General features: G+C 52.2%; 9 protein-coding genes. 3 read left to right on the top strand and 6 right to left on the bottom strand.

The genetic code is table 11. The features are described 5' to 3' along the window. Positions 1-17: 17 nt before the first annotated feature. Positions 18-1,175: a lactaldehyde reductase gene (gene fucO, locus D570_RS0105935; protein WP_018143475.1), complete on the top strand. Its 1,158-nt coding sequence runs from the start codon at positions 18-20 to the stop codon at positions 1,173-1,175. 84 nt (positions 1,176-1,259) lie between these two features. On the opposite strand, the gene D570_RS0105930 is transcribed toward fucO, so the two are convergent. From D570_RS0105930 to D570_RS09100, 4 genes are all read right to left on the bottom strand, one after another. Further along, positions 1,260-10,670 (bottom strand): type I polyketide synthase, encoded by a 9,411-nt coding sequence (locus D570_RS0105930; RefSeq protein WP_018143474.1) that lies wholly within the window; start codon positions 10,668-10,670, stop codon positions 1,260-1,262. A gap of 77 nt (positions 10,671-10,747) precedes the next feature. Further along, complete coding sequence (locus tag D570_RS0105925; protein WP_245531874.1) at positions 10,748-12,283, bottom strand: acyl-CoA carboxylase subunit beta; 1,536 nt, start codon at positions 12,281-12,283, stop codon at positions 10,748-10,750. A gap of 78 nt (positions 12,284-12,361) precedes the next feature. Beyond that, complete coding sequence (locus D570_RS0105920; protein ID WP_018143472.1) at positions 12,362-14,323, bottom strand: ATP-binding protein; 1,962 nt, start codon at positions 14,321-14,323, stop codon at positions 12,362-12,364. Next, positions 14,320-15,168 (bottom strand): biotin--[acetyl-CoA-carboxylase] ligase, encoded by an 849-nt coding sequence (locus D570_RS09100; protein ID WP_018143471.1) that lies wholly within the window; start codon positions 15,166-15,168, stop codon positions 14,320-14,322. Before D570_RS09100 ends, D570_RS0105920 begins: the two co-directional genes overlap by 4 nt. 380 nt (positions 15,169-15,548) lie before the next feature. On the opposite strand from D570_RS09100, the gene D570_RS0105910 reads away from it, so the two are divergent. Continuing rightward, the gene (locus D570_RS0105910; protein WP_169331233.1) at positions 15,549-16,040 is read left to right on the top strand and encodes a biotin transporter BioY; all 492 of its coding nucleotides are present in this window, start codon (positions 15,549-15,551) and stop codon (positions 16,038-16,040) included. A 141-nt stretch (positions 16,041-16,181) separates the two neighbouring features. Beyond that, on the top strand, positions 16,182-17,396 hold the full coding sequence (locus D570_RS08625; RefSeq protein ID WP_156812258.1) for a PucR family transcriptional regulator: 1,215 nt from the start codon (positions 16,182-16,184) through the stop codon (positions 17,394-17,396). A 298-nt stretch (positions 17,397-17,694) separates the two neighbouring features. Here the strand turns inward: D570_RS08625 and D570_RS0105900 are convergent, their stop codons facing one another. Both D570_RS0105900 and rpoB read right to left on the bottom strand, forming a co-directional pair. Further along, positions 17,695-21,747 carry a DNA-directed RNA polymerase subunit beta' gene (locus D570_RS0105900; RefSeq protein WP_018143468.1) on the bottom strand — a complete coding sequence of 1,351 codons (4,053 nt, stop codon included), beginning with the start codon at positions 21,745-21,747 and terminating at the stop codon, positions 17,695-17,697. A gap of 45 nt (positions 21,748-21,792) precedes the next feature. Beyond that, positions 21,793-25,371, bottom strand: a complete 3,579-nt coding sequence (gene rpoB, locus D570_RS0105895; RefSeq protein WP_169331232.1) for a DNA-directed RNA polymerase subunit beta — start codon at positions 25,369-25,371, stop codon at positions 21,793-21,795. Positions 25,372-25,723 lie beyond the last annotated feature (352 nt).

Raw genomic sequence — 25,723 nt, 5'->3', positions numbered from 1 at the left:
CCAAAGGAGGATATCTTATGGTGTACCGCATGATTTTTAACCAAGAATCATATTTCGGCCGCGGAGCTATTGAGCAAATCCCTGCTGTGGCAAAGGCTCATGGTTTCACAAAGGCATTTATCGTTACAGATCCAACGCTTGCGGATCCAAAAGTTGGCACTGTAGACAAGGTGACAAAGATTTTGGAAGCCGCGGAAATTCCTTTCGAGGTCTTTACGAATGTGAAGCCAAATCCTCCTGTCGAATGCATCCAAGATGGTGTGGAAAGGTTCAAGGCTTCTGGCGCAGACTTCCTCATCGGCTTGGGCGGCGGTTCCCCACAGGATACCTGCAAGGGCATCGGCATTATCGCTGCAAATCCTGAGTTCGCAGACGTGGTAAGTCTAGAAGGTGTGGCAGATACTAAGAATCCTTCGGTGCCAATTTTCGGCGTGCCTACAACGGCTGGTACTGCTTCGGAAACTACGATTAACTATGTGGTTACCGATACTAAGAACAAGCGCAAGTTCGTAGCTGTGGATCCTCACGACATCCCTGTCGTGGCTTTTGTGGATCCTGATTTGATGGACGGCATGCCTCGTAGCTTGAAGGTGGCAACCGGTTTGGATGCTTTGACGCACGCCATTGAAGGTTTCATCACGCCAGGTGCGTGGGAATTGTCCGATGCGTTGAGTTTGAAGGCTATCGAGCTGATTGCTCAGAATTTGGCAAAATCTGCGGAAGGCGATGTGCCTGCAGGTGAAAACATGGCTTATGCTTCCTACATCACAGGTATGGCTTACTCCAATGTGGGCCTCGGTTTGGTACATGGCATGGCTCACCCATTGGGCGGCCGCTTGGATGTGGCTCATGGTGTGGCGAACGGTATTTTGCTGGCACCCGTTATGGAGTATAACAAGGAGTTCAGCGGTGAAAAGTACAGGGCTATTGCTCACGCCTTCGGCGTAGAAAATGCTTATACCGGCGACCTGGAAGAGGTACGCAATGCAGCTGTGCAAGCTGTGCGTGATTTGACTGCAAAGCTCGGCAACCCTACCAAGATTTCCGAAGTCGGCGCTACAGAAGCTGATTTGAAGGATCTGGCACACGATGCCTTTAACGATGTGTGCACACCTGGAAATCCTCGTCAGGCTACAGAAGAAGATATTTTGGCCATCTACACGTCTTTGATGTAATAAAATTATCTTTTCAAAATAAAACTGTGGCGGTGCGCTCCGAGGAGAACGCACCGCCACAGTTTTGTTTATTTCTTTAATTTTTTACTTTTCAAAATATCCGCTGGCACCTAAGCGCGCCTGAGGATCCAGCAGCATGCGCTTTTCCACTGCGTGAGCATCATAACCGTGCTTATCCTCATGGTAGCGGCGATTATCAATCTGCTCGTAGAGCTTTGCAGTGCCGCGCATCGCACGCTCCAAGTGCTGAGCGCCGGCTGCGAGGCGAGCATTTGCGCGCTGCTTCCACTGCGCAAGCGCATCCTCGCCTTCAGCATTGCGTACCGCCGCTTCGAAAGCACCCGGATGGACCACTGCCACGAACCCCGACACATGGCCAAATCCAAGGGATGTGACCAATCCTGCCTTGATATCATGACCGGATGCGGACACATCCAAAGGCTGCTTAAACCAAACCATATGATCATCACGCTCCAGCTTGCTATCCACCACATCCAAGGAAGCATTGGCTGGGATGATGCCCGTATGGAAGAGATCCGTCAAGCCATGCATTTGGAAGATAGCTGCACCACCCTTAGAGTGACCGGTCAAGCTCTTTTGAGAGATCACATACAATGGATTTCCATCAGCACGACCGATGGCATGAGCCACAGTATTGTGCAATTCGGATTCGTTTGGATCGTTGGCATTCGTGGAAGTGTCATGCTTAGATACCACGGCGATATCGTCCGCACTCACGCCCAGCTTTGCCAGCTCACGTACAAGGTGTGAATCTTTACCGCCCTGGGCTGCAGCGAGCGCGCCCAGTCCTGGAGCAGGAATCGAGGTATGTGCACCATCTGCGAATGAGCGGACATACCCAAGGACGCCGGCCACAGGTAAGCCCATCTTGAGTGCAATATCTCCGCGCGTCAGCAGCACGGTGCCGCCACCTTGGGATTCTACGAATCCTCCGCGTCTGCGATCATTTGGTCTGGAGAAGAATCGTGACTCGATGCCCTTGTCATACATTTCCTGTGAACGCGCCGTAGCATTCATGTAACCAAAGCCGTTAACGGATTCTGTACCGATGTCGTCGATAGCACCCGCCACCACGAAATCAGCCTTGCCCAGCTTGATTTTATCGAAGCCTTCTTCTACCGAGACTGCTGCCGTAGCGCATGCGGATACCGGCTGAATCATATTGCCGTAGCCACCAATGTAGGACTGCATGACATGTGCAGCCACCACGTTTGGCAAGGCTTCCTGCAAAATATCGCTTGGATAATCCTTCCCTAAGTAGCGGTCCAGATAGAGCTTGCGCATAGAGGACATGCCGCCAAAGCCGGTGCCTTGAGTGCTGGCAAGTTGCGAAGGATGGATGCTTTGCAAGATTTCCGCAGGTGTGAAACCAGCAGAAATAAAGGCATCCACGGCAGTGACGATATTCCACAAAGCAATTTGATCCACATCGCCGACCATGGAGCTTGGAATGCCCCAGCGCGTTGGGTCGAAGCCTTCTGGGAATTGGCCACCGACCACGCGCGTCATGGTTGCACGGCGAGGTACATGCACAGAGGTGCCCTTGAGGCGCGTGACAATCCATTCGTTATTTTCGGCATCAAAGCGAATGCTCGTATGCTTGTCATCATTATCGAGGTACTCACGCGCGGTTTTTTCATCTGCTACGCTGAAACTCATGTCATGGTCGAGGAAGATTTCCGCAGATTCCTCATTCGTGCCATGCTCGAAATCGTTACCCATGCCATCGGTAAATGGACGGATACCGCTGCGCGCGACGACGTCATCGTGGAATTCCTCGTAAATATCTTCTTCCGGCACAAAAGTGTCGTTCTGGTCATACCAGCCAGATTCCGGCGTATCCGACCAAGAAACCAGTCCCATATTCCATGCCAATTCCAGCACACCGGTGGCGTTCAAATCTACCGTGCCATCGCTGTGGATACCCAATTCGGCCTGCAAACGGGTACGACCAAAGCCCCAAGGTCCCAGTTCGCCGATATTGACGATAACGACCTCATCCTCTGGTTTTGCGCTGACCTGCGACCAGTCGGAAGCATGGACAGGCGTTTGAGAAGGTGTATGAGGCGTTGGCAGTGCCTTCAAGCGTGAGGTGCGGGTGTGTTGCTGGGCGCCTGGTGCATCATCTGTGTCATGCGCTGACGTTTGAACTTGAGCCAGTGCTTCTTCACGCAATTGAGTGATGTTTAACGGCTCGTTTCCTAATCCTCCGGTCAGATCCACATTCAATGGGCTGAGCTGAGCCTGCGCACGAGCATCCTTCGAGCAGAGCTTGAGCAATTCCTCTGCCATCTGCTGCGTGGTGTAGGTGTGGATGCCGCGAGATTCTACGACATCGACCAGCGGATCATTGCCACCCATCAAACCGGTACCACGTACCCATCCAATGCGTGGATGAGCAAAGGTCACGTGCTGGGACCAGGTCGTTTCCGCATGAGAGCGTGTCACCAATGCGTCGAAGGCAGACTTCACTTCACCATACGCACCGTCACCGCCAAATACACCGCGGTTTGGAGATCCTGGCAAAATCACATGCAAGCGATGCTCCACATTCGTTTCCGCACCCAATGGAGCCAATCCTGCAATAGCACGTTCCACTGACCAGAGCATAAGTCGAGCCTGAGCTTCGAAAAGCTCACCGGAATCTTCCAAACTGCCATGCACAGCAGGAGCCGCGAATGGGAAGAAGAGCGTAGGACTGAGGGCCGGCTTGATTACGGTCGTAGTAGCACCATGCGTTTCCTTCTGCTCCTGTCCTATCCATTGAACGAGTGCATCCACATCACGGAAGCTGGAGAGATTAGCAGGAACCAGCCACAACTGTGCATTCTTCGTGGCATGTGCGCGATACACATCCTTCGCCCACTGCTTGACGCGCGGGCTGAAGCTGTGACTTGTGGCAATAACCGTGGCGCCGCCAGCCAGCAGACCTGCCACCACTTCACCGGCGATGGAATGCGCAGAAACACCGGTCACCACCGCCACATCCTGAGCAAAGTGCTGTTGGGCTGCGGCCTGTGATGGCTTCATCAACGCACGGTCAGCGATGTCCTCAAAGACCTTAGCCAGCTGGTGCTGAGCCTGTGCTGTGCAGCGCTGGGCATACCAACGCGCCTGAGCAGCGATGGTCTCACCTGCGGAGTCGAAATTATGAGACTGCACATCGAAGTCCTCCTCATAGTAGAGATGAGCCAAATCCTCACGTGCACTCGCCCAGCGGTCATCGATAAGCATGGCCTTACGCGCATCGAATCGTGGTGCAACCTGCTGGACCCAATTACTGCCCAACTCGGCTTCTACAGCGGCAATGACATCGGCATTATTCTCTTCTGCACGTTCTGTAACTTCAGGCTGTGCCCCAATGCTACGCAGAATAAATCGAGCAGTTTGAGCCAGCACGCCATTATCACCTGTTACCTTGTTTTCAAACTCGGTTAACGCAGCAGAGTCCACTACAGCCCCAGCAGCACCGGACTGTGCAGTAGCCATGCTGACACTGACCCCACGTGCGGCTGCTACTTCTTGTACCGCTTGATCAATTAAGGCATCGGCTTCTGCGCTGGAAGAAACGGCTGCGGTTGGCAAGCTTGCCAAATCGCCACCACGTGCGCTCGCCCCTTCACGCGTATTGAGCAAAATTTGAGCAGTAACGGCACTGGCCCAGCCTTCACCCAGACCCCATGCTGAGGATACACGCTGCGCAATGGAGCTGGACTTAATGCCCGCTGCACCAAACAACGCATGCAATCTGTCGCGGATAGCATCGCTCAACACCGGTCCGAAGGCCTTGTAATGCGGAGCAGCCGCATCCACAATGCCATACAATGCACCCACGGTGGCTTCTGCAGCGCCCTCAATACTCGCCACAGACAGCTCGGAGCTCATATCCATAAGCAATTGATTGCGCTTGGAGGAAACGCCATTAGTCAACGTATCCGTGGTATCCGCATCACCGATCTGCTCGACACGAATCTTTGCACTGTAAGCCAACAGCGTTCTAATACCATCGGAAGCCATGAATTGAATATCCGCAGCAGGTGCAGCAGAGCTTGGAGCAGCGCTCACTTGTGGAGCAACCTCCGCCACGGCAGCTGGCTGCGCAGTCGCAGGAGCTGGAGCTGCAGCTGGAGCCGTGGCTGCTGACTGGCTAGCATCCTCCTGCTCGACGACGGTTTCTTTAATCAAAGAATCCGCGTCATTATCCGTCAAGTACACACGCGACTCATCGCGTCCCACGTTGTACACCTGAGCCATTACATCCGCAAACTGTGGCAGCTTCAGGGTGCGCGCACCCATATTTGCCAAAGTTGGAGACTTACCCAGACCTACTTCTACATAATTTTCTACGCCCAAACCCTGGCGGCTGCGCGGCGTGAACAGCAAGGCTTGCGTTTCAATCCAACGCACAGGAGACGCAAACTGCCAGCTGAGCAACTCAGTGAGTAACAAACGGCCCAGCTTTTGCTCATCCGCCGCATACTCATCCCACAACGCACTATCCTCCAGCGCCGCACGAATGCGTTCAGAAGGCACCACATCGAGGATAGACTGTGCAAATTCCTTCGTCATTTCAAATGGTCGAGCCACCAAATTAGGAATGTAACGTCCCTCCAAAACGGAGTAATCAATATGCTCAGGCAGCAATTCGTCAAGTTTATTGCGGAATTCTGGCACACCCGAACGCAACTTCGTGGAATGGAACGGCACATCAATGCCTGGCACATACATGAATGGACGCTTGCCCCCGGCAGCCTTAGCCCGTGCCGAAGCATCGCGATTGAGGTACTCCAAACCGGCAATTGTACCTGCAATAGCGTACTGAGAACCTGCCAAATTAAAGTTCACAATTTCCAAGAATTCGCCGCTTTCGCGCGCCAGCTGAGCCACATAATCCTTCACCGTGTCATCTGTAACGCCGAATTGGTTTGGACGCAAAGCACCCATGCGGTAGTTGGAGCGACCCTGTGCATCGCGCTCGATGAGGTGATGCATGGTCGAGCCACGGTGGAAGACCAGCTCCACTACTGTTTCGAGTGGAATAATCTGCGCAAAAGCACCCAAAGCGTTGTACTCACCCAAGGAATGTCCCGCAAAATACGCAGGCTCGAAGCTGACGCCCGCCTCACGCATGCGAGCCGTTTGCGCGAAGGCCACGGTAGCCAAGGCCACCTGCGTAAACTGCGTCAAATTCAACAAACCTTCTGGATGACGATACGTCACACCATGAGCGGTAATTTCCGTAGGATTATCACGCACAATGGTCAAAATGGAGAAGCCTAGCTTTTCCCGCGTAACCTTATCCGCACGCTCCCAAATCTGACGCGCAGCTGGGGAAATGGCACGCTCATCCAGCACCATGCCCTGGCTTTGGATGCCCTGACCTGGATATACATAGGCAGACTCCGGTGCCCGCACAATCGCCGTACCCACGGAGACGATTTCTTTATGGACACGACTGGTGACTTCCAGCACGAGACCGGCGAGATTGACCTTGCCCACACGTTCGATAGAAATTTCTACCTCATCGTTGAGCTGCACCATGCCGTACATGGTGTACGTCCAGCCTTCAATCTCATAATGAGCACCCTTTACATCCACACTCTGGACAGCATGCTGAGCTGTGGCAGACAACCACATGCCGTGCACCAAAGGAGCGGACAGGCCGCTGATACGCGCAGCACGCACGGAGGTGTGGATAGGGTTGAAGTCGCCGGACGTACGGGCAAAAGCTGTCATATCATCCGGGGCGACGACGTTCACGCGGCGCAGCAAACGGCGCGCGGTATCCTTAACTTCCGCCTGCACACCGCCATATGGAGCCACAGTAATAGGCAATTCGTTGGAGTATGCACGACCACGAATGGCGAAACGCTCCACTTCTGTGGCGAGCACCGTTCCATCCTCAGCCGTATGCTGCACATGAATGGTGACCACACGACCAGAGGCGGATTCCGCGTAATGCTCCGCCCAGCTGAGCAAAGAAATCTTCTCGCCCGTGTGCACCAGCAATTCTTCGTCCGTCACCTCGAGCGCAATCATATGGTCCAGATGTACGGCATTGAGCAAGCCTTCGATAATCGGCATCGTGCCCACATACACCGAACCGAGAGCCGCATAAATGGCAGGCCAAGCTGGACCCACCAAGGCGTCTGGCACAATGCGACTGGAAGTGAGATCAACTGGCAAACCAGCACCCGTAGCAGCCTGATGATCCAGACCCAAATTCGCGCTCAAGGTGTACGAAGAATGCGCGGAGCCAAAGGGCTTTTCTGTCTTTTCCTCCTCCGATGGAGCCGTAATATGCGGCATATCGTGCAGCTTATCGCCCGTAATGGCCGTATTGCCCATACCAGCAGTGGCCGCCAGCATGGCATACACGTGCTCCGACAGTCGCTCCGCATCCACCATCGGCATGCGCTCTGGCTGAGCAGGATTGATATTCAATGGGATGACGATATGGCGCACTGCGTGCTCGTTCTGAGCCGTAGTGCCCGCATTATCCCAGAAAGTATCCAGATGGATATCTAAGTCAAAGAGCAGCCAGCCATCCTTGTGACCCACCTGTGTCAGCTCATAGAATTCATCCGAGCTTTCCGTCTTGAAGGCTGGGTTGTCCATAATGTGGCCAACCCATGAAATCGTTGGGCTTTGGCGGATGAAGTCCTCCGGCGTCGTGCTGTGCGCGCGACCGGAGAAGACCTCCGTTGGAGCGCTGGCCGCCGTTTCTGAGCGAGCCTCAGTCTCCGCCTTCGTCCTGTCCACGCATGCCTGCTGGAAGCGTCCCAAAATCTGGGCAATTGGTTCATTCTTTGTGGTGATGCCGGCTACGGAAATTGGTCCTGGAATAATGCGTACGGAGTCGGCACTATAGCGTGGATCTTCTGACTGCCACAGCTGGTCCTGACCCCACCAGCGCAGCAAATCGCCGTCAATCACCGGTACAAATGGCATAGGCTTTGGATATTCACGGCACAAGCGTGGCAACCACGCTGCATCCGTAGCCGTCACCTGCACCGTCTCAGCCTGTGGATATGTTTCTACCAACTTCTGGATAGCTTGCTTAGGCTCAAGCGCATCCTCACGCGTGGCAAAAATCGACGTAAATTCACCATGGTCAAGGTCAACAATGCGCTGCTCGATACGCTGCAGCAGATGCCAGAAACGATCCACATATGTGGAATCCGCCCATGGGTAGCTCAAATCGGCAAAGCGCTGAGCCATCTGGAGATAAGTCATGTCTTGCACATCGCCGAAATATGGCTTCGAGGTCTTATTGATGGCCTCGATAATATCCGCGCGGCGCGCCTCCAACTCGTCCATATGCTTGTCCATATAAGCAATGAGGCGACCAGCCTGTGCCGAGGAGTTCTCCAGTTCATAAATATCCGCATGCAGATGCGAGAGGCCCGATGCCACACCACCCACATGTCCACCTGCTGGGACCCACTTTTCAGATCGTGGCGCAAACGGATCGTCGTTGTGCACAAACTCAGTAATGCCCGGTGTCTTCACCAAGAAATCTTTGACTTGCTCACTGGTATGCGCCTCAAGCGCGGTCATAGCAGCCGTCCCCACCAGCACACCGTCCACCGGCATAGCTGGCACATCGTAGCGCTCCGCCCAGCTTCCGCTGATATAGTCCGCTGCACGTTCCGGCGTACCAATGCCGCCGCCCACGATGAGCACGATATTGTCCGTAGCTCGAATCTGCGCATACGTTGCAAGCAGCAAATCATCGAGGCTTTCCCACGAATGATGACCGCCCGCAGCTCCGCCTTCGACCTCCATCAGAATCTGCGTCTGTGGCAGCTTTGTAGCAATGGCCAAGACCTGCTCAATCTGCGCCACCGTACCTGGCTTAAAGCCCACATACGGGAAACCATCTTCATGAAGCCCCTGTACGAGTTCGATAGCCTCCTCTAATTCCGGTATACCGGCAGAAATAATGACACCATCAATAGGTGCACCCGAAGCACGCTTTTTGGAGACAATGCGCTGTGTGCCAAACTGAAGTCCCCACAGATAGCGGTCCATAAACATGGCATTGAATTCTATGCTGCGACCATCCTCGAGCAACCTATCCATGTCCTGCATATGCTTTTCAAATACTTCTTCGGTGACCTGGCCGCCACCCGCCATTTCTACCCAGTAGCCCGCATTGGCTGCCGCTGCTACGAGTTCCGCATCCACGGTGGTTGGTGTCATGCCGGCCAGCATAATCGGCGAGCGCCCGGTTAGACGTGTAAAGGCGGTCTGCACCTCGTCACCCTTAGCTGTGCGAATAAGTCGAGGAGCAAACTTCTGCCAATTATCCGTACGCTCAAATGCAGTCCCCTCGGTCACTAATGCGACTCGGTCTTCGGTTTGAGAAGCGTTGATTATGCCTATGCCCGTACCCTGTGCCAAGGCTTCCGTCAGCTTGGAAATAGTATTTCCTGGACCAAAATCGACCAGCCACAGCGCCTCGGCAGATACATTCTCGGCGTTTACGATGCTGCGGATGCGCGCATCCCAGTCCACATGATCCACCAACACTTCTTGAGCAAGAGTACGCGCAAGATTCGTGTCGATGCCGCACATGCCTGCCCATTTTTCTACCTGGTCCACGGCAGATTCCATGACCGGGCTATGGAATGCAGCGCTGACCTCGAGGAATTCCATACGCGGATCAAATACGCTACCCCCGCGCACCTTGGCCTCGCGCAGTTGAGCCTGATGCTCATGCTCCCGGGTAGCCTGTGTCATGAATTGTGCGAGATCGTGTGGATAGCCAGACAGTACAAAATGCGTAGCGGAATTCTTTACGGCCACGGAAAGTGGAGCCTGAGGAGCGGTTAATCGAGAGATGAGCACCTCAACTTGCTCGCGGGTCGCCCCCATTACAGAGAGCATCTGCGTAGCCTGTCCATCTCCCACCATGTTCATCTGACGCGTCGTGCGTGTGGCGGCTAGGCCTATCAGACGCGCAATGGCGAGAATGTCCACGATTTTCTCATCTGCCTGCGCATCCGTAATCTGTCCTGCCTGTTTATCGGCGAGAATGCGTGCCACTTGAGCGGCAAGGATGCCCTGCGAATGGCCCTGGATGCCCACAAGATGAGCAGAATTTAGATTCAATCCCAGTTCCAACGCATCCATCAGGTTTCCCATTTGAGCAGCCGTAATGCCCGGTACGGAGATCACAGCTTCTGCGGCCTTGCCAAGCACAGGAGAAGAGCTGGCATAGCTGAGAATATCGATATTTCTACCCACAATGGCCAAGGCATCGGATGCTACTGGACTCATGCGCTGGTATGACTGCTGGAGATACTCCTCCACCTGGGCAAAAACGCGGGGATTATTTTTCAGATTCTCGAGACTCTGCGTCCAAGGAGTGGACTGGCCACCGAAAAGCAACGCAAAGTCTTCGCTTTCAAGGCGCTGCATCATCGTAGTGCGCAAAGTCTGCGCATCCTGCGTACTGTGTGAGGTCATAGTTATATCCCTATTTTTCTGTGTCATGTGTAAACCTTTAATCTGAGTGAAGAATTTGAGTAAAGTCTTAATAATGTTTAGAGCGGTTGATTGCCGTGGCGACGATGGTGCTTACGGCTTTGCTTTTTATCGCGAAGCAATCTCAAGGATTTTTCGATCATTTCGCGTGTCTGGCACGGGTCAATCAGGGCGTCGATTTCCCCGGTTTCCAAGGAAAGATTGGCGTTCACCGTGGTTTCCTCATACTCGGACACCAAACGTGCACGCAACGCATCCACATCTTCGCCATTGTCCTGAGCCTTGCGCAATTCCTTTCGATGAATGATATTGACCGCACCTTGAGCGCCTAGTACCGCTATTTGGGAATTTGGCCACGCAAAGTTGAAGTCTGCCCCCATGGATTTGGACCCCATCACGATGTAGGCACCGCCAAAAGCCTTACGCAAAATGACAGTAATCAGTGGCACCTGCGCATTGGCATAAGCGTAAATCACTTTGGCTCCACGGCGGATGATGCCCGCATGCTCCTGATCGCTGCCCGGCTTGTATCCCGGCACATCCACCAAGGTGATGACGGGAAGATTGAAGGCATCACATAAGCGCACAAAACGCGCCAGCTTTTCCGAGGAATCCACATCGAGAATGCCCGCCTTACTTGCGGGCTGATTTGCCACAATGCCCACGCTTTGACCTTTAATGCAGGCAAATCCTACGACCACAGAGGACGCAAACAGCTCATGCACCTCCAAAAACTCGCCATAATCCACCAAGCAGTGGATGACATCCACCACATCATACGGTTGGCGATCATTGTCCGGCACTATGCTGCCGATGCGTTGAGCCGCTTCATCCTCCGCATGCCCATTGGAGTATGGATAGCTGGGCGGCTTGTCCTCGCAACTCTGAGGCAGATAAGCCAAAACCGTGCGCACATAATCGATAGCATCCGCCTCATCCTCGCCCAAGTAATGCGCCACGCCAGACTGGGCATTATGCACGTAGCCGCCACCCAATTCATCCATGGAAATATGTTCACCCGTGGCCGTTTTCACCACATCGGGACCCGTGACAAACATGTACGAATTTTCTTTGGTCATCACGATTAAATCAGTCAAAGCTGGGCAATACACTGCTCCACCCGCACACGGGCCCAGAATAAGTGAAATCTGCGGGATAAATCCTGAGGCCTCGCAGGTCTTTTTGAAGATACGACCATACTGTGTCAACGCCGTCACACCTTCTTGAATGCGCGCGCCACCCGAATCGATAAGCGCTATAACCGGCACTTTCATATCCATGGCCAAGTCCAGCAGATGGCAAATCTTTGCTCCCTCGGCCTCTCCCATGGTGCCGCCACGCACGGAAAAGTCTTGAGCATACACGCCCACTTTGCGCCCGCGAATCATGCCAAAACCGGTAATCACCGCACTGCCCGCTTGGGAGGCATTGATATTTCCGCCCGCAAAACGCCCAATTTCCACGAAGGTATCGTCGTCGAAAAGCAAATCTAGACGCTCGCGTGCCGTAAATTTGCCCTTCGGATGCTGGCGAGCGCGAGCTTTATCTTCACTGTCACGCGCCAGCCGTGCAGCCCTCTGAATTTCCGGGCCCATGGTGCGGCGATCATTGCCTGTAATGATGGCGGATGATGCCAGCGTTAAAGAGTCTAAATTCATTGGTGTCATGATTTTTTACTCCTTGCCTTCGTGTGTTTCGGTATGAGGTGTGGCTTCAGCATCTTTGCGTGCAGCATCTTCCGTCTGCTGTGTCTGCTGAGAGGACTGCGCAATGTCCAATTTCAGTAGAGCTTCTCCCGCATCAACCCCATCGGCTGGCCCCACGTAAATTTCATGCACCGTGCCCGTAAGCGGTGCGTACACGTAGTTTTCCATTTTCATGGATTCGAGTACGACCAGCAGATCGCCCTTTTTCACGTCCTGCCCCACCGCCACATTGACGCGTGTGACCACGGCTTGCATAGGCGCCTTAATTTCGCCATTGGAGCTTACAAATTCGTTGCCCTTATGCTCCGCCGTGTCCATCGTGGCCATACCAGAGCCGCGCAAAGGTTGGGTTTTGCGATGTGCAATAGGCCTGTGTGACGTGGAGATAGCCGCCACCACATAATCCGGCACGGAGATTTTCATGCGCCGATTATCCACTTCCACCACAAAAGTGGTGTGGCTGGCATCCCTCGAGCTGCCCAATTGGGAGTTTGCCCGCTGCATACCCAGCTCGCTGGGTTCTACTGAATTAATAGAACGGTCCACCACGCTTGTAGGCATGCCGGCACGCGTGGACTGGGCGTGTTCGTTCAGGAAGGTGTTTTCTAACCATTTGGTGGTGACATTGAATGTTCCGGATTTTCCACGTGCGGTGAAATCATCGTGTGCAAAAATCTCATCATACAAACGGATAGGCGTCGCAATGCCCCGGATGGAAAATTCCTGAATGGCCCTGTGCACGCGCGCAATAGCATGATCGCGTGTGGATGCGGTAACGATGAGTTTGCCCATCATCGAGTCGTATTTCGGCGATACCGTATCACCTTGCGAGACACCAAAATCTACGCGAATGCCCGGGCCTGCAGGAAAATGCAGCTCCTCGATTACACCTGATCCGGGAGCCAAATTCTTCTCCGGATCCTCGCTAGTGATACGCAGTTCAAAACTATGTCCGCGTGGCTCAGGTGCCGGCGTCAGCTGCTCTCCCGAAGCGATGGCCAGTTGCTCGCGTACAAGATCGATGCCGCAGACTTCCTCTGAAACCGTATGCTCGACTTGTAAACGTGGGTTGACCTCTAGGAAGTACACATCATTATGCGGCGTCACCATAAATTCGCACGTGCCCAGGCCCTCATACTGCGCGGTATCAAATAATCGCTGGGAAAATATGCGCAGTTTTTGCTCGACATCAGCACTCAAAAATGGTGCTGGAGCCTCTTCGATAAGCTTTTGGTTACGCCGCTGTACGGAGCAATCGCGTGTGGAATACACGGTGAAATTGCCTTGGCTATCGCGCCCGCACTGAGTTTCCACATGACGCGCCTCACGTACGAACTTCTCGATGAAATACTTGTCTAGATCTCCACCCTGCAGGGCATCATGACTCATATAAAAGGTGCGAATTTCGTCCTCCGACCGCACTACGGCAATGCCGCGTCCACCACCCCCATCTGCGCGTTTCATCATGGCCGGATAACCGTGCTCGTTACAGAAATCGATGAGCTCATGGATGCTCGATACAGGCTCTGAAATGCCCGGCACCGGCGTCACATCGGCACGCTGGGCAAATTGACGTGCAGTAATTTTATCGCCCAGTTCATCGAGCACCTCCGGACGTGGCCCCACCCAGATCAGCCCAGCTTCGAGCACCTTGCGCGCAAATGCCGAAATCTCCGAGAGGAAGCCGTATCCCGGATGAATCGCATCCGCCTCGCTGCGCTGAGCGATTTCGATAATGCGATCCATGTTCAGATAGGTTTCGTTGTACGTATCGCCAGACATATGGTAGGCATCATCTGCCTGTGCCACGTACGGCGCATTGCGATCCTGATCCGAGTAAATCGCCACCGTAGAAATGCCCATTTCATGCGCTGTGCGAATTATGCGTAACGCAATTTCTCCACGATTTGCGATAAGAAGTTTTTTCATGATGTTTTCTCCAATCGAGCATGAAATACGTCTCCCACGCTGATAAATACGGGATTAGCCTGTGAGTCCGGGAGCACCTGAAGCTCGCCATGCTCGCCAATATCTTGAGCCAGACCTGAAAATCTTGTGCCATCTACCCGCACCACGTCCACTCTCTGACCGAGGGTGCAGCTTGCCTCACGGGCACGCCGATGGAGATTTTCCCTGTCTTTACGCCAGTCTTGGCGGTCTTTGTACGTAAATCCATCCTCGAGTTCCTGTGCAATCCGCACAATCAGCTCGTGGATGAGCACGGCATTGTTCGGTAATTCACTCGTTGCGTGCGCCTTCACACCAGTGGGCTCATACGCCTTATCTGGCAAGTCATCCGGCGTGTCGATATTGATGCCTATGCCAATGACCACATACACCGTATCGTCGTGCATCACGCTTTCGCATAAAATGCCACCCAGCTTTTGTCCGTCGATATACAAATCATTCGGCCATTTCAGATGCGCTTCCACCTGAGCGATGTCTCGCAAAGCCGTGCGCGCCGCGAGTCCGGCGCACAGGGAAATCCACGAACCACACTCGTCATAGACACCCCGATCAAATGCGCACACAAAAGAGGCAGACATACCCGCATTTTTAAGGCTTACCCATGTGCGCCCCAGTCGACCCCGACCTTGGGTTTGCTGATCCGCACTCACGATGAAAACTAAGGAATTGTCGCGGCTGAGATGCTCTGAGGAAGTTTCTAGTTTCTCCTTCAGCACCTGCACTGCCGTAGAGTTTGTAGAGCCGAGACTATCAAAACGCAGCCACGTCCATGGTCGTTCTGCATCCCGTTGATGACTTTCGTTCACACAATCTCCTTTATAACTTTCTACAAAGTTATCAATTCACAACATTTTTGCCTATTGGCGGTAAGAACAAAAATTCATTCGCGTGTTTTGTATGAGTTCTATAAACTATAGAATTATTCATGAGATGTAAGAAAAATACAAAATTACTTATAAACCGTAATTTCACAATGTTTTCATACATATGAATGCAATCTATGATTTTACATTGTGTTCATTCTTTTGTATATTTACCCAGTATCTTCTGTTCTCAGCCAGAAGATCCGAAGAAAGGTTATATTGTGATTACTTTATCCACTTTTTATAGGTTTCTAACAAAAGCAGCGAAGAATTTCTCGCTCTTCAAGTACCTTATATTCACATTTCTCTTTATCGCCGCAGGCATGGCGGGAAAGATTTCCATTCCGGGTACCGAAGTAGGCATTACTATGCAAACCTTCGTGCTCATGCTGGCCGCCCTCAACCTCACCCAGACCGAAGGCGTTTCGGCCATCAGCTCCTATATCGCTTTAGGCGCGATGGGCTTGCCTGTTTTTGCTGGTGGCATGAGCACACTCGCATTGATTGGTCCAAGTAGCGGATTTATCTGGGGATTCATCCCGGCATTCATGATATCGCGCTTCCTCATTTCCCGCGTACCCGAATCCACTTCCCTGACGCTTCAAGCGGTCGCTTACTTCTTTGCGCTTATCGCAGGAAACATCCTCTTCCTCTATGCATGCGGCGTAAGTGTCCAGGCAGTCATCACGCACATGTCCTGGTGGACTTTGATGAATGCATCTTTCGGATTCATTCCTTTGGACATTGTGAAGGCCGTGGTCGCCGTGTCGTTTACACTTTTCACAAAAATTATTTCAATGAAATTTATTAGATAGTAAATTTATTTAAAACATTCCGTTTCTTTTTGTTTTCTCTGGATTTTTGGCGTATTTTTACAGGAATTGTCATATACAATCAATTAGAGATGAAACCAAATGTCATAGTTGAGATTTAAGAAATGGAGTGTGGTCGCTTCCATGGCCGGGTCTGTACAGTTTTATGAGTTAGATCCTCAATCCCGCCAATCAGTAGAGCTTATCGTGAATGAAAGCCTCAAGGTGTGTAAGGAAAAAACAGATTGGTATGCCAATTTGGGCACTAAAGAGGCTGAATACCTGCGAGTTATCCTGCTTACAGCAGTTTCTGATTATGTTATTTTCGCCCGAGAGCATGCGGCCGATGGCTCGCATCCGGACAGTATTTCTGCGGACAACTTGTTTAATCTTGCTCCGTTGGAGACTACATTTGAAATAACATTAGATAACGTGATTGAAGCTATCCGCATTGTTGTGGATACTGCAGAAAAACGCATTGATATCTTTGCTCCAGCGGGGCAAGAGGCCGCGTATGTGCGTGCCGCTTTATACTTCTCTCGTGAAGTAGCGTTCTCCGCGGCACGTATTTACGGTCGCGTTGCTGCTACGCGCAGTATTTGGGATACGCGCGATGAGGCTTTTATCATCGAGTCGCTGCTTAATCAGGATTATTCTGCTTCTTTGCAGTCTCGCGTTGCGAGCTTTAAATGGAAGTCGAATGAGTTATTCTTCGCGATTGTAGGCAGCATTGACACGTCAAAGAGCTTGCATTCTGGCTTTATTCAAGCCGATTTGCGCAATGCTGTGTTGCAGCTGGGCGGTCAGTTATGTGTATCCTCGCATGAGAAGTACACGATTATGCTGATCGGCATGGGCCATCAAACATCTAGACAGCCATTCCTGGAGCTGATGTCACAGTTCTTTGAGGTTATCCCGGAGGTTTGTGCGGGTCCTAAGCGTTCGCGCCTTGAAGGTGCCTCCCAGACGCTGAGAGCCGCAATGAACGGTTTCAACGCGCGTGCAGCATATCCAAATCATCCAAATCTGCTCAGTTCCGATGATTTACTGGCGGAACGCGCGCTTTTGGGTGATGCGGAGGCTCAGGATGAGTTGTATACCAATGTGTATATGCCGATGAAAAATGATGAGCGTAAGACTCAGATATTGACGACCTTGCGCAATTATTTGTTCTCCGGCTCTTCACTGGAGAAAACAGCTCAGCTGCTGAATGTGCATCCAAATACGGTGCGTTATCGTTTGAAGAAGTCTATTCAATTGACGGGTTGGGATGCTACAAATCCTCGAGAAGCCTATGTGCTTACCACTGCTATCAAGATTGGTTTGTATCGGGATTCTCAAGGAGAGAATGCAGAGTGAAAAACCGAAGTGAAACTTCACTGTAGAAATACAGTAGAAAGTACAGCTGACTAGTATCTAGCTCAGTTCGTAATATTCAACGGTGTTTGTGTTTAAACAGCATAAACACCGTTTTTCTATGCCTATGTGGACTTTCTCCCTTGCACTGTTTCCTCCCCCTACAGATCCTGGCCCACAACGCCCTACATCACCCTACAGCGCTCTTTCGCGGCCATACAAAAAGGCGCATACAGATAAACTGCATGCGCCCTGTAGAGGAGAGCTTAAGCCTCCTGAGAGAAGACCTCAGCTCGAAGGTTTACTCTTGTGTATCTGGAGTGTCAGAAGTATCTGGACCCAAATCCAAATTTCCCAAATCGGACTGTCCGCCCATATCATTTAAGAAATCATCTGGGTTGAATTCCTGACCGAGATCCAAATCACCAAAGTCGAGTGTAGCGAAGTCCACATCGGAGAAGTCCGCATCACCGAGACCGCTAAAGTCACCGTTTGCATCCGTATCCAAACCGAAGCTTGGGTAGATGGTGTCACGGATGGCCTTATCTGGCTCTACGGTAATGTTGCCGTAACGAGACAAACCGGTACCTGCTGGGATGAGCTTACCGATAATCACGTTCTCCTTCAGACCCTTCAGATCATCGATCTTCTGGCTCAAAGCAGCTTCCGTCAAGACACGAGTGGTCTCCTGGAAGGAGGCGGCAGACAACCAAGATTCGGTAGCCAAAGAAGCCTTGGTAATACCCATCAATACTGGACGTCCTACGCCTGGCTTCTTGCCTTCTGCCACGGCAGCCTTGTTTGCTGCGCGGAAGATCTGCTGATCGACGAGTTCACCTGGCAGATACTTGGTATCACCGGACTCGATGACGGTCACACGACGCAGCATCTGGTGCACGATAACCTCAATGTGCTTATCGTGGATATCTACACCCTGGCTACGGTATACGTCGTGTACACCTTCCACGATGGAAACCTGACCTGCGCGAGCACCGAGGATTTCTGTAATCTTCTTAGGATCCACAGAACCTTCGGTCAGCTGGTCACCAGCTTCGACGTGCTGACCATCCTGCACGATGACAGGATTACGACGCGATACTGGATACTCCAATACGTCGCTTCCATCGTCTGGGCTCAGGAGGATCTTACGACCGGACTCGTTGTCCTCGATATGTACGGTACCTGCGTCTGCAGCAATTGGAGCCTCACCCTTAGGGTTACGGGCTTCGAAAAGCTCCGCCACACGAGGAAGACCCTGCGTAATATCGGATGCCGAAGCCACACCACCGGAGTGGAAGGAACGCAGTGTCAGCTGAGTACCTGGCTCACCAATGGACTGTGCTGCCACAATACCCACGGCTTCACCAATGTCAACGAGGCGGTTTGTAGCCAAGGACCAGCCGTAGCACATCGCGCACACACCATTGGTGGATTCGCATGTCAGCACGGAGCGACCGGTTACGGTTTCTACACCGTGAGCTACGAGATCGTTGAGCACATCCATGGACAGTGCATCGCCGCGCTTGTAGAGCACGGTTTCGCCATCTGCAGGATCTACCACATCGCTGGCGAGGATACGGGAGTATGGACCACCGTCTGCATTCTTGACGAGTACGAGATTGCCTTGAGCATCGCGTTCTGCAATCTGCATCTTCAAGCCGCGCTTGGTGCCGCAATCGTGTGCGCGCACAATAACGTCCTGAGATACGTCCACCAGACGACGGGTCAAGTAACCTGATTCTGCTGTACGCAATGCGGTATCGGCCAGGCCCTTACGTGCACCGTGCTGGGAGATGAAGTACTCGAGCACAGACAAACCATCGCGATAGTTGGACTTCACAGGACGTGCAATGGTTTCACCCTTAGGATCTGCCACCAGACCACGCATACCTGCAATCTGACGAATCTGCATCCAGTTACCGCGAGCTCCAGACTGAACCATGATGTTTACGTTGTTGTCATCATGGAAGTTCTCCTGCATGGCCTCTGCCACCTTATCGGTGCACTCGGTCCACAGGTTGATGAGCTCTTGCTTACGCTCTTCCTCGGTCAACAAACCGAGATCGTACTGGTTGTTGACCTTACGAGCCTGCTCTTCGTAGGATTCTACGATTTCAGCATGGTTGCTTGGAGCCACGATGTCAGAGAAGGCCATCGTCACACCAGACCATGGAGCACGGGTAAATCCGAGATCCTTCAAGGCATCCAAGGTTGCTGCCACCTGCTGCGTGGAGTAGCGTGCAGCAATATCATCCACGATGCCGGAGAGCTTGCCCTTCGCCACCTGCTCGTTGATGAATGGATAATCCACCGGCAAGGTTTCGTTGAAGAGCATACGACCATAAGATGTAGCGAAGAGCACAGAACCATCTGCGAAACGCTCTTCCTTGGCAAACTTCTGGTCAGCTTCTACAGGATCGACAATTTCAATTTCACGTGGCTGCCAGTTGGTTGGCAAGACGAAATCTTCTGGCTGACGAATCAAAATTTCCGCCTGCATGTCGATTTCATGCAAATCCAAAGCCATGCGCGCTTCCGCCATAGAGCTGAAGACACGGCCCTGTCCCTTTGCACCCTTGACCACGGTGGAGAGATAGAACAAACCGATAATCATATCCTGGGAAGGCATAGTTACGGTGTGACCATCTGCAGGCTTCAAGATGTTGTCGGAACCCATCATCAAGGTACGGGCTTCTGCCTGAGCTTCCGCAGACAATGGCAAATGCACAGCCATCTGGTCACCATCGAAGTCAGCGTTAAAAGCTGCACATGCCAATGGTGGCAGGTGAATAGCCTTACCTTCTACAAGCACTGGCTCAAAGGCCTGGATACCCAAACGGTGCAAGGTAGGTGCACGGTTGAGCAGTACTGGATGCTCGGAAATTACCTCTTCGAGCACATCCCACACCACTACGTCACCGCGGTCGACGAGACGCTTTGCACTCTTCATGTTCTGGGAGTATCCCTTATCCACCAAACGCTTGATAACGAATGGCTTGAAGAGTTCCAAAGCCATGGACTTTGGCAAACCGCACTGGTGCATGCGCAAGGATGGTCCCACCACGATAACGGAACGACCAGAGTAATCTACACGCTTACCCAGCAAGTTCTGACGGAAACGACCCTGCTTACCCTTGAGCATATCGGACAAGGACTTGAGTGGACGGTTGGAAGCACCCGTCACAGGGCGACCACGACGACCATTATCAAAGAGGGAATCCACGGCTTCCTGAAGCATGCGCTTTTCGTTATTGAGCATGATTTCAGGTGCGCCGAGTTCAATCAATCGCTTCAAACGATTGTTTCGGTTAATCACGCGACGGTACAAATCGTTCAAATCCGAAGTAGCGAAGCGGCCACCATCGAGCTGCACCATTGGGCGCAAATCTGGTGGGATAACTGGGATAACATCCAGAACCATAGCTGCTGGAGACTTGCCCGTGTCAACGAAGGAACGAACAACCTTCAAACGCTTCAAAGCGCGAGCCTTACGCTGACCGCTTCCGGTAGCGATAATCTCCTGAAGCTCTTCGGTAGCAGCCTGAAGATCGAAATCAATCAGACGCTGACGCACAGCTTCTGCACCCATGCAACCTTCGAAATAGTCACCATAGCGGTCTTCCATTTCGCGCCACAGGTCGACATCGCCTTCCATATCGCCTGGCTTCAAGGACAAGAACTTGTCCCATACAGCGTTCAAGCGTGCGATTTCATCATCAAAGCGCTGACGAATGCTCTTGAGCTCGCGATCGGCGCTGTTACGCAACTTGGCCTTCGCAGGAGACTTTCCGCCTTCTGCTTCTACAGCGGCGATGTCCTCTTCGAGCTTCTTGGCGCGCTCATCGAGTTCGTTGTCGCGGCGCTGAGCCAAACGGCCGATTTCGACTTCAAATTCGTCCTGCAGATCTGGCAGATCCTTGTGACGAGCCTCTTCGTCTACCTTGGTCACCATATATGCGGCAAAGTAGATAACCTTTTCCAGGTCCTTTGGAGACATGTCGAGCAGGTAGCCCAAACGAGATGGCACACCCTTGAAGAACCAAATATGGGTTACAGGTGCGGCCAATTCGATGTGACCCATGCGTTCGCGGCGCACGCGGGAGCGAGTAACCTCTACTCCACAACGCTCACACACGATGCCCTTAAAGCGCACGCGCTTGTACTTACCACATGCGCACTCCCAGTCGCGAGTAGGTCCGAAGATCTGCTCACCGAACAGGCCGTCCTTCTCAGGCTTCAAAGTACGGTAATTAATGGTCTCCGGCTTCTTCACTTCACCGTGGGACCAGCTGCGAATTTCATCAGCTGTAGCTAAACCAATTCGCACTTGATCAAATGCATTTACATCAAGCATTTAATATCCTGTCTTTAAATGTTCTAACGTCTACTTTTTTTCAGCCTATGCCTGGAACTCAGATGGTGCAGGCTCTTCATAACCTGCAGAGGCATCTGGGCGTGCTCCAATATTGAAGCCGAGGTCATCAGTAGCGGAAACTGGGTCGCTGTCTTCTTCGCGCATGTCGATGGCTACGCCTTCTGCGTTGAGCACTTCGACATTCAAGGACAGGGACTGCATTTCCTTGAGCAGAACCTTGAAGGATTCTGGGATACCCGCAGATGGCAGATTGTCGCCCTTCACGATGGCGCCATACACGCGTACGCGGCCGTCCACGTCATCGGACTTGACAGTCATCATTTCGTGCAGGGTGTGTGCTGCACCGTAAGCTTCCAGTGCCCACACCTCCATCTCACCAAAGCGCTGTCCACCGAACTGTGCCTTACCACCCAGTGGCTGCTGAGTGATCATGGAGTATGGACCGGTAGAACGTGCGTGAATCTTGTCATCTACCAAGTGATGCAACTTCAGCATGTACATGTAACCCACGGAAATTGGCTTGCCGAATGGTTCACCTGTACGACCATCGAAGAGCTGAGCCTTACCATTCTTGCCCACCATGTGATTTCCATCGCGGTTTGGCAGCGTGGTAGAGAGCAAACCATTGAGCACATCTGGCTTTACACCGTCGAATACTGGTGTGGCCACTGGCGTGCCAGGCTCACCCTTTTCCGCACCTTCTGGAATGTAGCTCTTCCATGCAGCTTCCAAATCAGGATCCAAGGAGATATCCCAACCAGACTTTGCGATCCAACCCAAGTGGAACTCCAAAACCTGACCAACGTTCATTCGAGAAGGCACACCCAATGGGTTGAGCATGATGTCAACTGGGGTACCATCCTCGAGGAATGGCATATCTTCTTCTGGCAGGATGCGAGAAATAACACCCTTATTACCGTGGCGGCCTGCGAGCTTATCACCCTGTGTAATCTTGCGATGCTGAGCGATGTACACGCGAATCATGTGGTTGACGCCGGTTGGCAATTCGTCGCCGTCTTCTTCTGCATCTTCACGGGTGATTTCCTTGATACCGATAACGGTACCGGACTCACCGTGAGGTACGCGCAAAGATGTATCGCGCACTTCGCGGCTCTTCTCACCGAAGATTGCACGCAGCAAACGCTCTTCTGGTGTCAGTTCGGTTTCACCCTTTGGCGTCACCTTACCCACCAAAATATCGCCTGGCTCTACTTCAGCACCCACGCGGATGATGCCACGGTCGTCCAAGTTAGACAGTGCATCTTCACCCACGTTTGGCAGGTCACGCGTAATTTCTTCCGCACCGAGCTTAGTTTCGCGTGCATCGATTTCATACTCTTCGATGTGGATGGAGGACAACGTATCGTCCTGCACCAAACGCTGAGAAATGATAATTGCATCCTCGTAGTTGTAACCATTCCAAGGCATGAAGGCTACGAGCAGGTTCTTACCCAATGCAAGCTCACCCTGATCCGTTGCAGGACCGTCAGCCAGCACAGAGCCAGCCTCCACGCGGTCGCCCTCGTTGACCAAAGGTACCTGGTTGTAGCAGGTGGTCTGGTTGGAGCGCTGGAACTTCACCAACTTGTAGGAGGACTGTGTGCCGTCGTCGTTCAGCGTACGAATCAAATCCGCGGATACGTAGATAACAACGCCATCCTTATCAGCCTTAATCACGTCACCAGAATCCACGGCTGCACGCCATTCCGTACCGGTACCCACGAGTGGGCGCTCGGACTTAATCAATGGCACAGCCTGACGCTGCATGTTTGCACCCATCAATGCGCGGTGACCCTCATCGTGCTCCAAGAATGGAATCAAGGAAGCACCCACGGACACCATCTGACGAGGAGAAACGTCCATGTAATCCACCTGGGATACTGGCACATCCTCTGCTTCTGCATTCGCATCACGGACCAGTGCTTCTTCTGTCAAGAAGCGGCCATCCGCATCGAGCTTCTGGTTAGCCTGTGCAATGAAGTGCTCGGATTCCTGATCTGCAGTCATATACACCACATCATTGGTGACCTGACCATCTACAACCTTGCGGTATGGCGTTTCGATGAAACCAAATGGGTTAACGCGACCGAAGGTTGCCAAGGAACCAATCAAACCAATGTTTGGACCTTCCGGAGACTCAATAGGGCACATACGGCCGAAGTGAGACTGGTGTACGTCTCGCACTTCCATGGATGCGCGGTCACGGGACAGACCACCAGGACCCAATGCAGACAGACGACGCTTGTTTGTCACACCTGCCAGTGGGTTATTTTGATCCATGAACTGAGACAGCTGAGAAGTACCGAAGAACTCCTTGATAGCGGCAGCTACTGGACGGATGTTGAGCAAGGACTGTGGCGTAATAGCCTCAGGATCCTGTGTGGTCATACGCTCGCGTACGACGCGCTCCATACGGGACAAACCAGTACGTAGCTGGTTCTGTACGAGTTCACCTACCTGGCGGATACGACGATTACCGAAGTGATCGATATCGTCCACATCTACGCGCAGCTCGATATCTTCACCGTTGCGCTTACCCGCAAAAGTAGTTTCGCCAGAGTGCAAGCTCACCAAGTACTTGATGGTGGAGATGATGTCTTCGCGAGACAAGGAGCGGTTGTTCACATCCGCTTCCAAGCCGAGCTTGTGGTTGATCTTGTAGCGACCCACACGAGCCAAGTCGTAACGCTTGGTATTGAAGTAGAAGGAATCCAACAGATTGCGGCCAGCATCTGCCGTAGCCACATCGTTTGGACGAATCTTGTGATACAGATCAATCAACGCTGCCTGCTGGTCTACAGTCTTGTCTTCTTCCAAAGCCTGCATAACCAGTGGGTAATCCTTGAATGCTTCTGCAATCTGAGCATCCGTCATACCAATGGCCTTCAAGAAGACAATAGCCGACTGCTTACGCTTACGATCGATACGCACACCGAGGACGTCGCGCTTGTCGATTTCAAACTCCAGCCATGCACCACGGCTTGGGATAATCTTTGCGCCAAACACTTCCTTATCGGAAGACTGTACAGCCTGACGATCGAAGTACACACCTGGGGAGCGTACGAGCTGAGAGACGATTACACGCTCGGTACCACCGATGATGAAGGTACCGTGAGGAGTTTGCAATGGGAAGTCACCCATAAACACGGTCTGTGACTTGATTTCACCGGTGTCGTAATTGGTGAATTCAGCGTTCACATACAAAGGTGCACTGTAGGTGTAATCCTTTTCCTTGCACTCCTGCACGCTGTGGCGTGGATCTTCAAAATATGGATCTGAGAACGTCAAAGACATGGTCTGAGTGAAGTTCTCGATTGGAGAGATTTCGTTAAATACTTCTGCGAGACCTGAAATATGTGGAACGGTGAACGTACCATTCTTCTCATCTTCGGCAACGCGTGCCTGCCAGCGCTCGTTTCCAATCAGCCAATCAAAGCTGTCGGTCTGCACGCCGAGAAGATCTGGTACTTCAATTGGTTCACGAATCGAACCAAAATTAACGCGGTCAGTAGCTTTACGCAGCTTGATATCATTTTCATCTGCGCGTGCAATTACTGCCGTTGCACTATTACTATGAGCAGCCAAGGGGAATTTCCTTACCATTCGCTGTATGAATAATTTCGGATAAAGCGAGGGCAAGTGCCACTATTTACACTTGTATCAACGCTTCGACGCCTATGCCCGCAATATGACACAAGTCAGAACTTAACTAGTATATAGGGATAACAAAACAAAGTCAAGCCTTCTCTACGATTTTCATCGCTGTAGGCTCAACCTTAACATACAAATTTTGTCAAGAAATTTGCTCAAGCATTAATGTACCACGTTTTGCGCAATTGTCGAATGTCTTTCTGAGGGTGAATTCTTCTACCTCGCACACTACCCTGCTCATCAACTTATGCAAAAAGGGCAAGAACACCACTCCTGCAATGTTCTTGCCCTCTATATCAGCCCA

This window comes from Alloscardovia criceti DSM 17774 (assembly GCF_000376885.1).
Taxonomy (GTDB): Bacteria; Actinomycetota; Actinomycetes; order Actinomycetales; family Bifidobacteriaceae; genus Alloscardovia; species Alloscardovia criceti.
The sequence above is the reverse complement of the archived record's forward strand: the minus strand, read 5'-3'. Positions and strand labels throughout refer to the sequence as shown.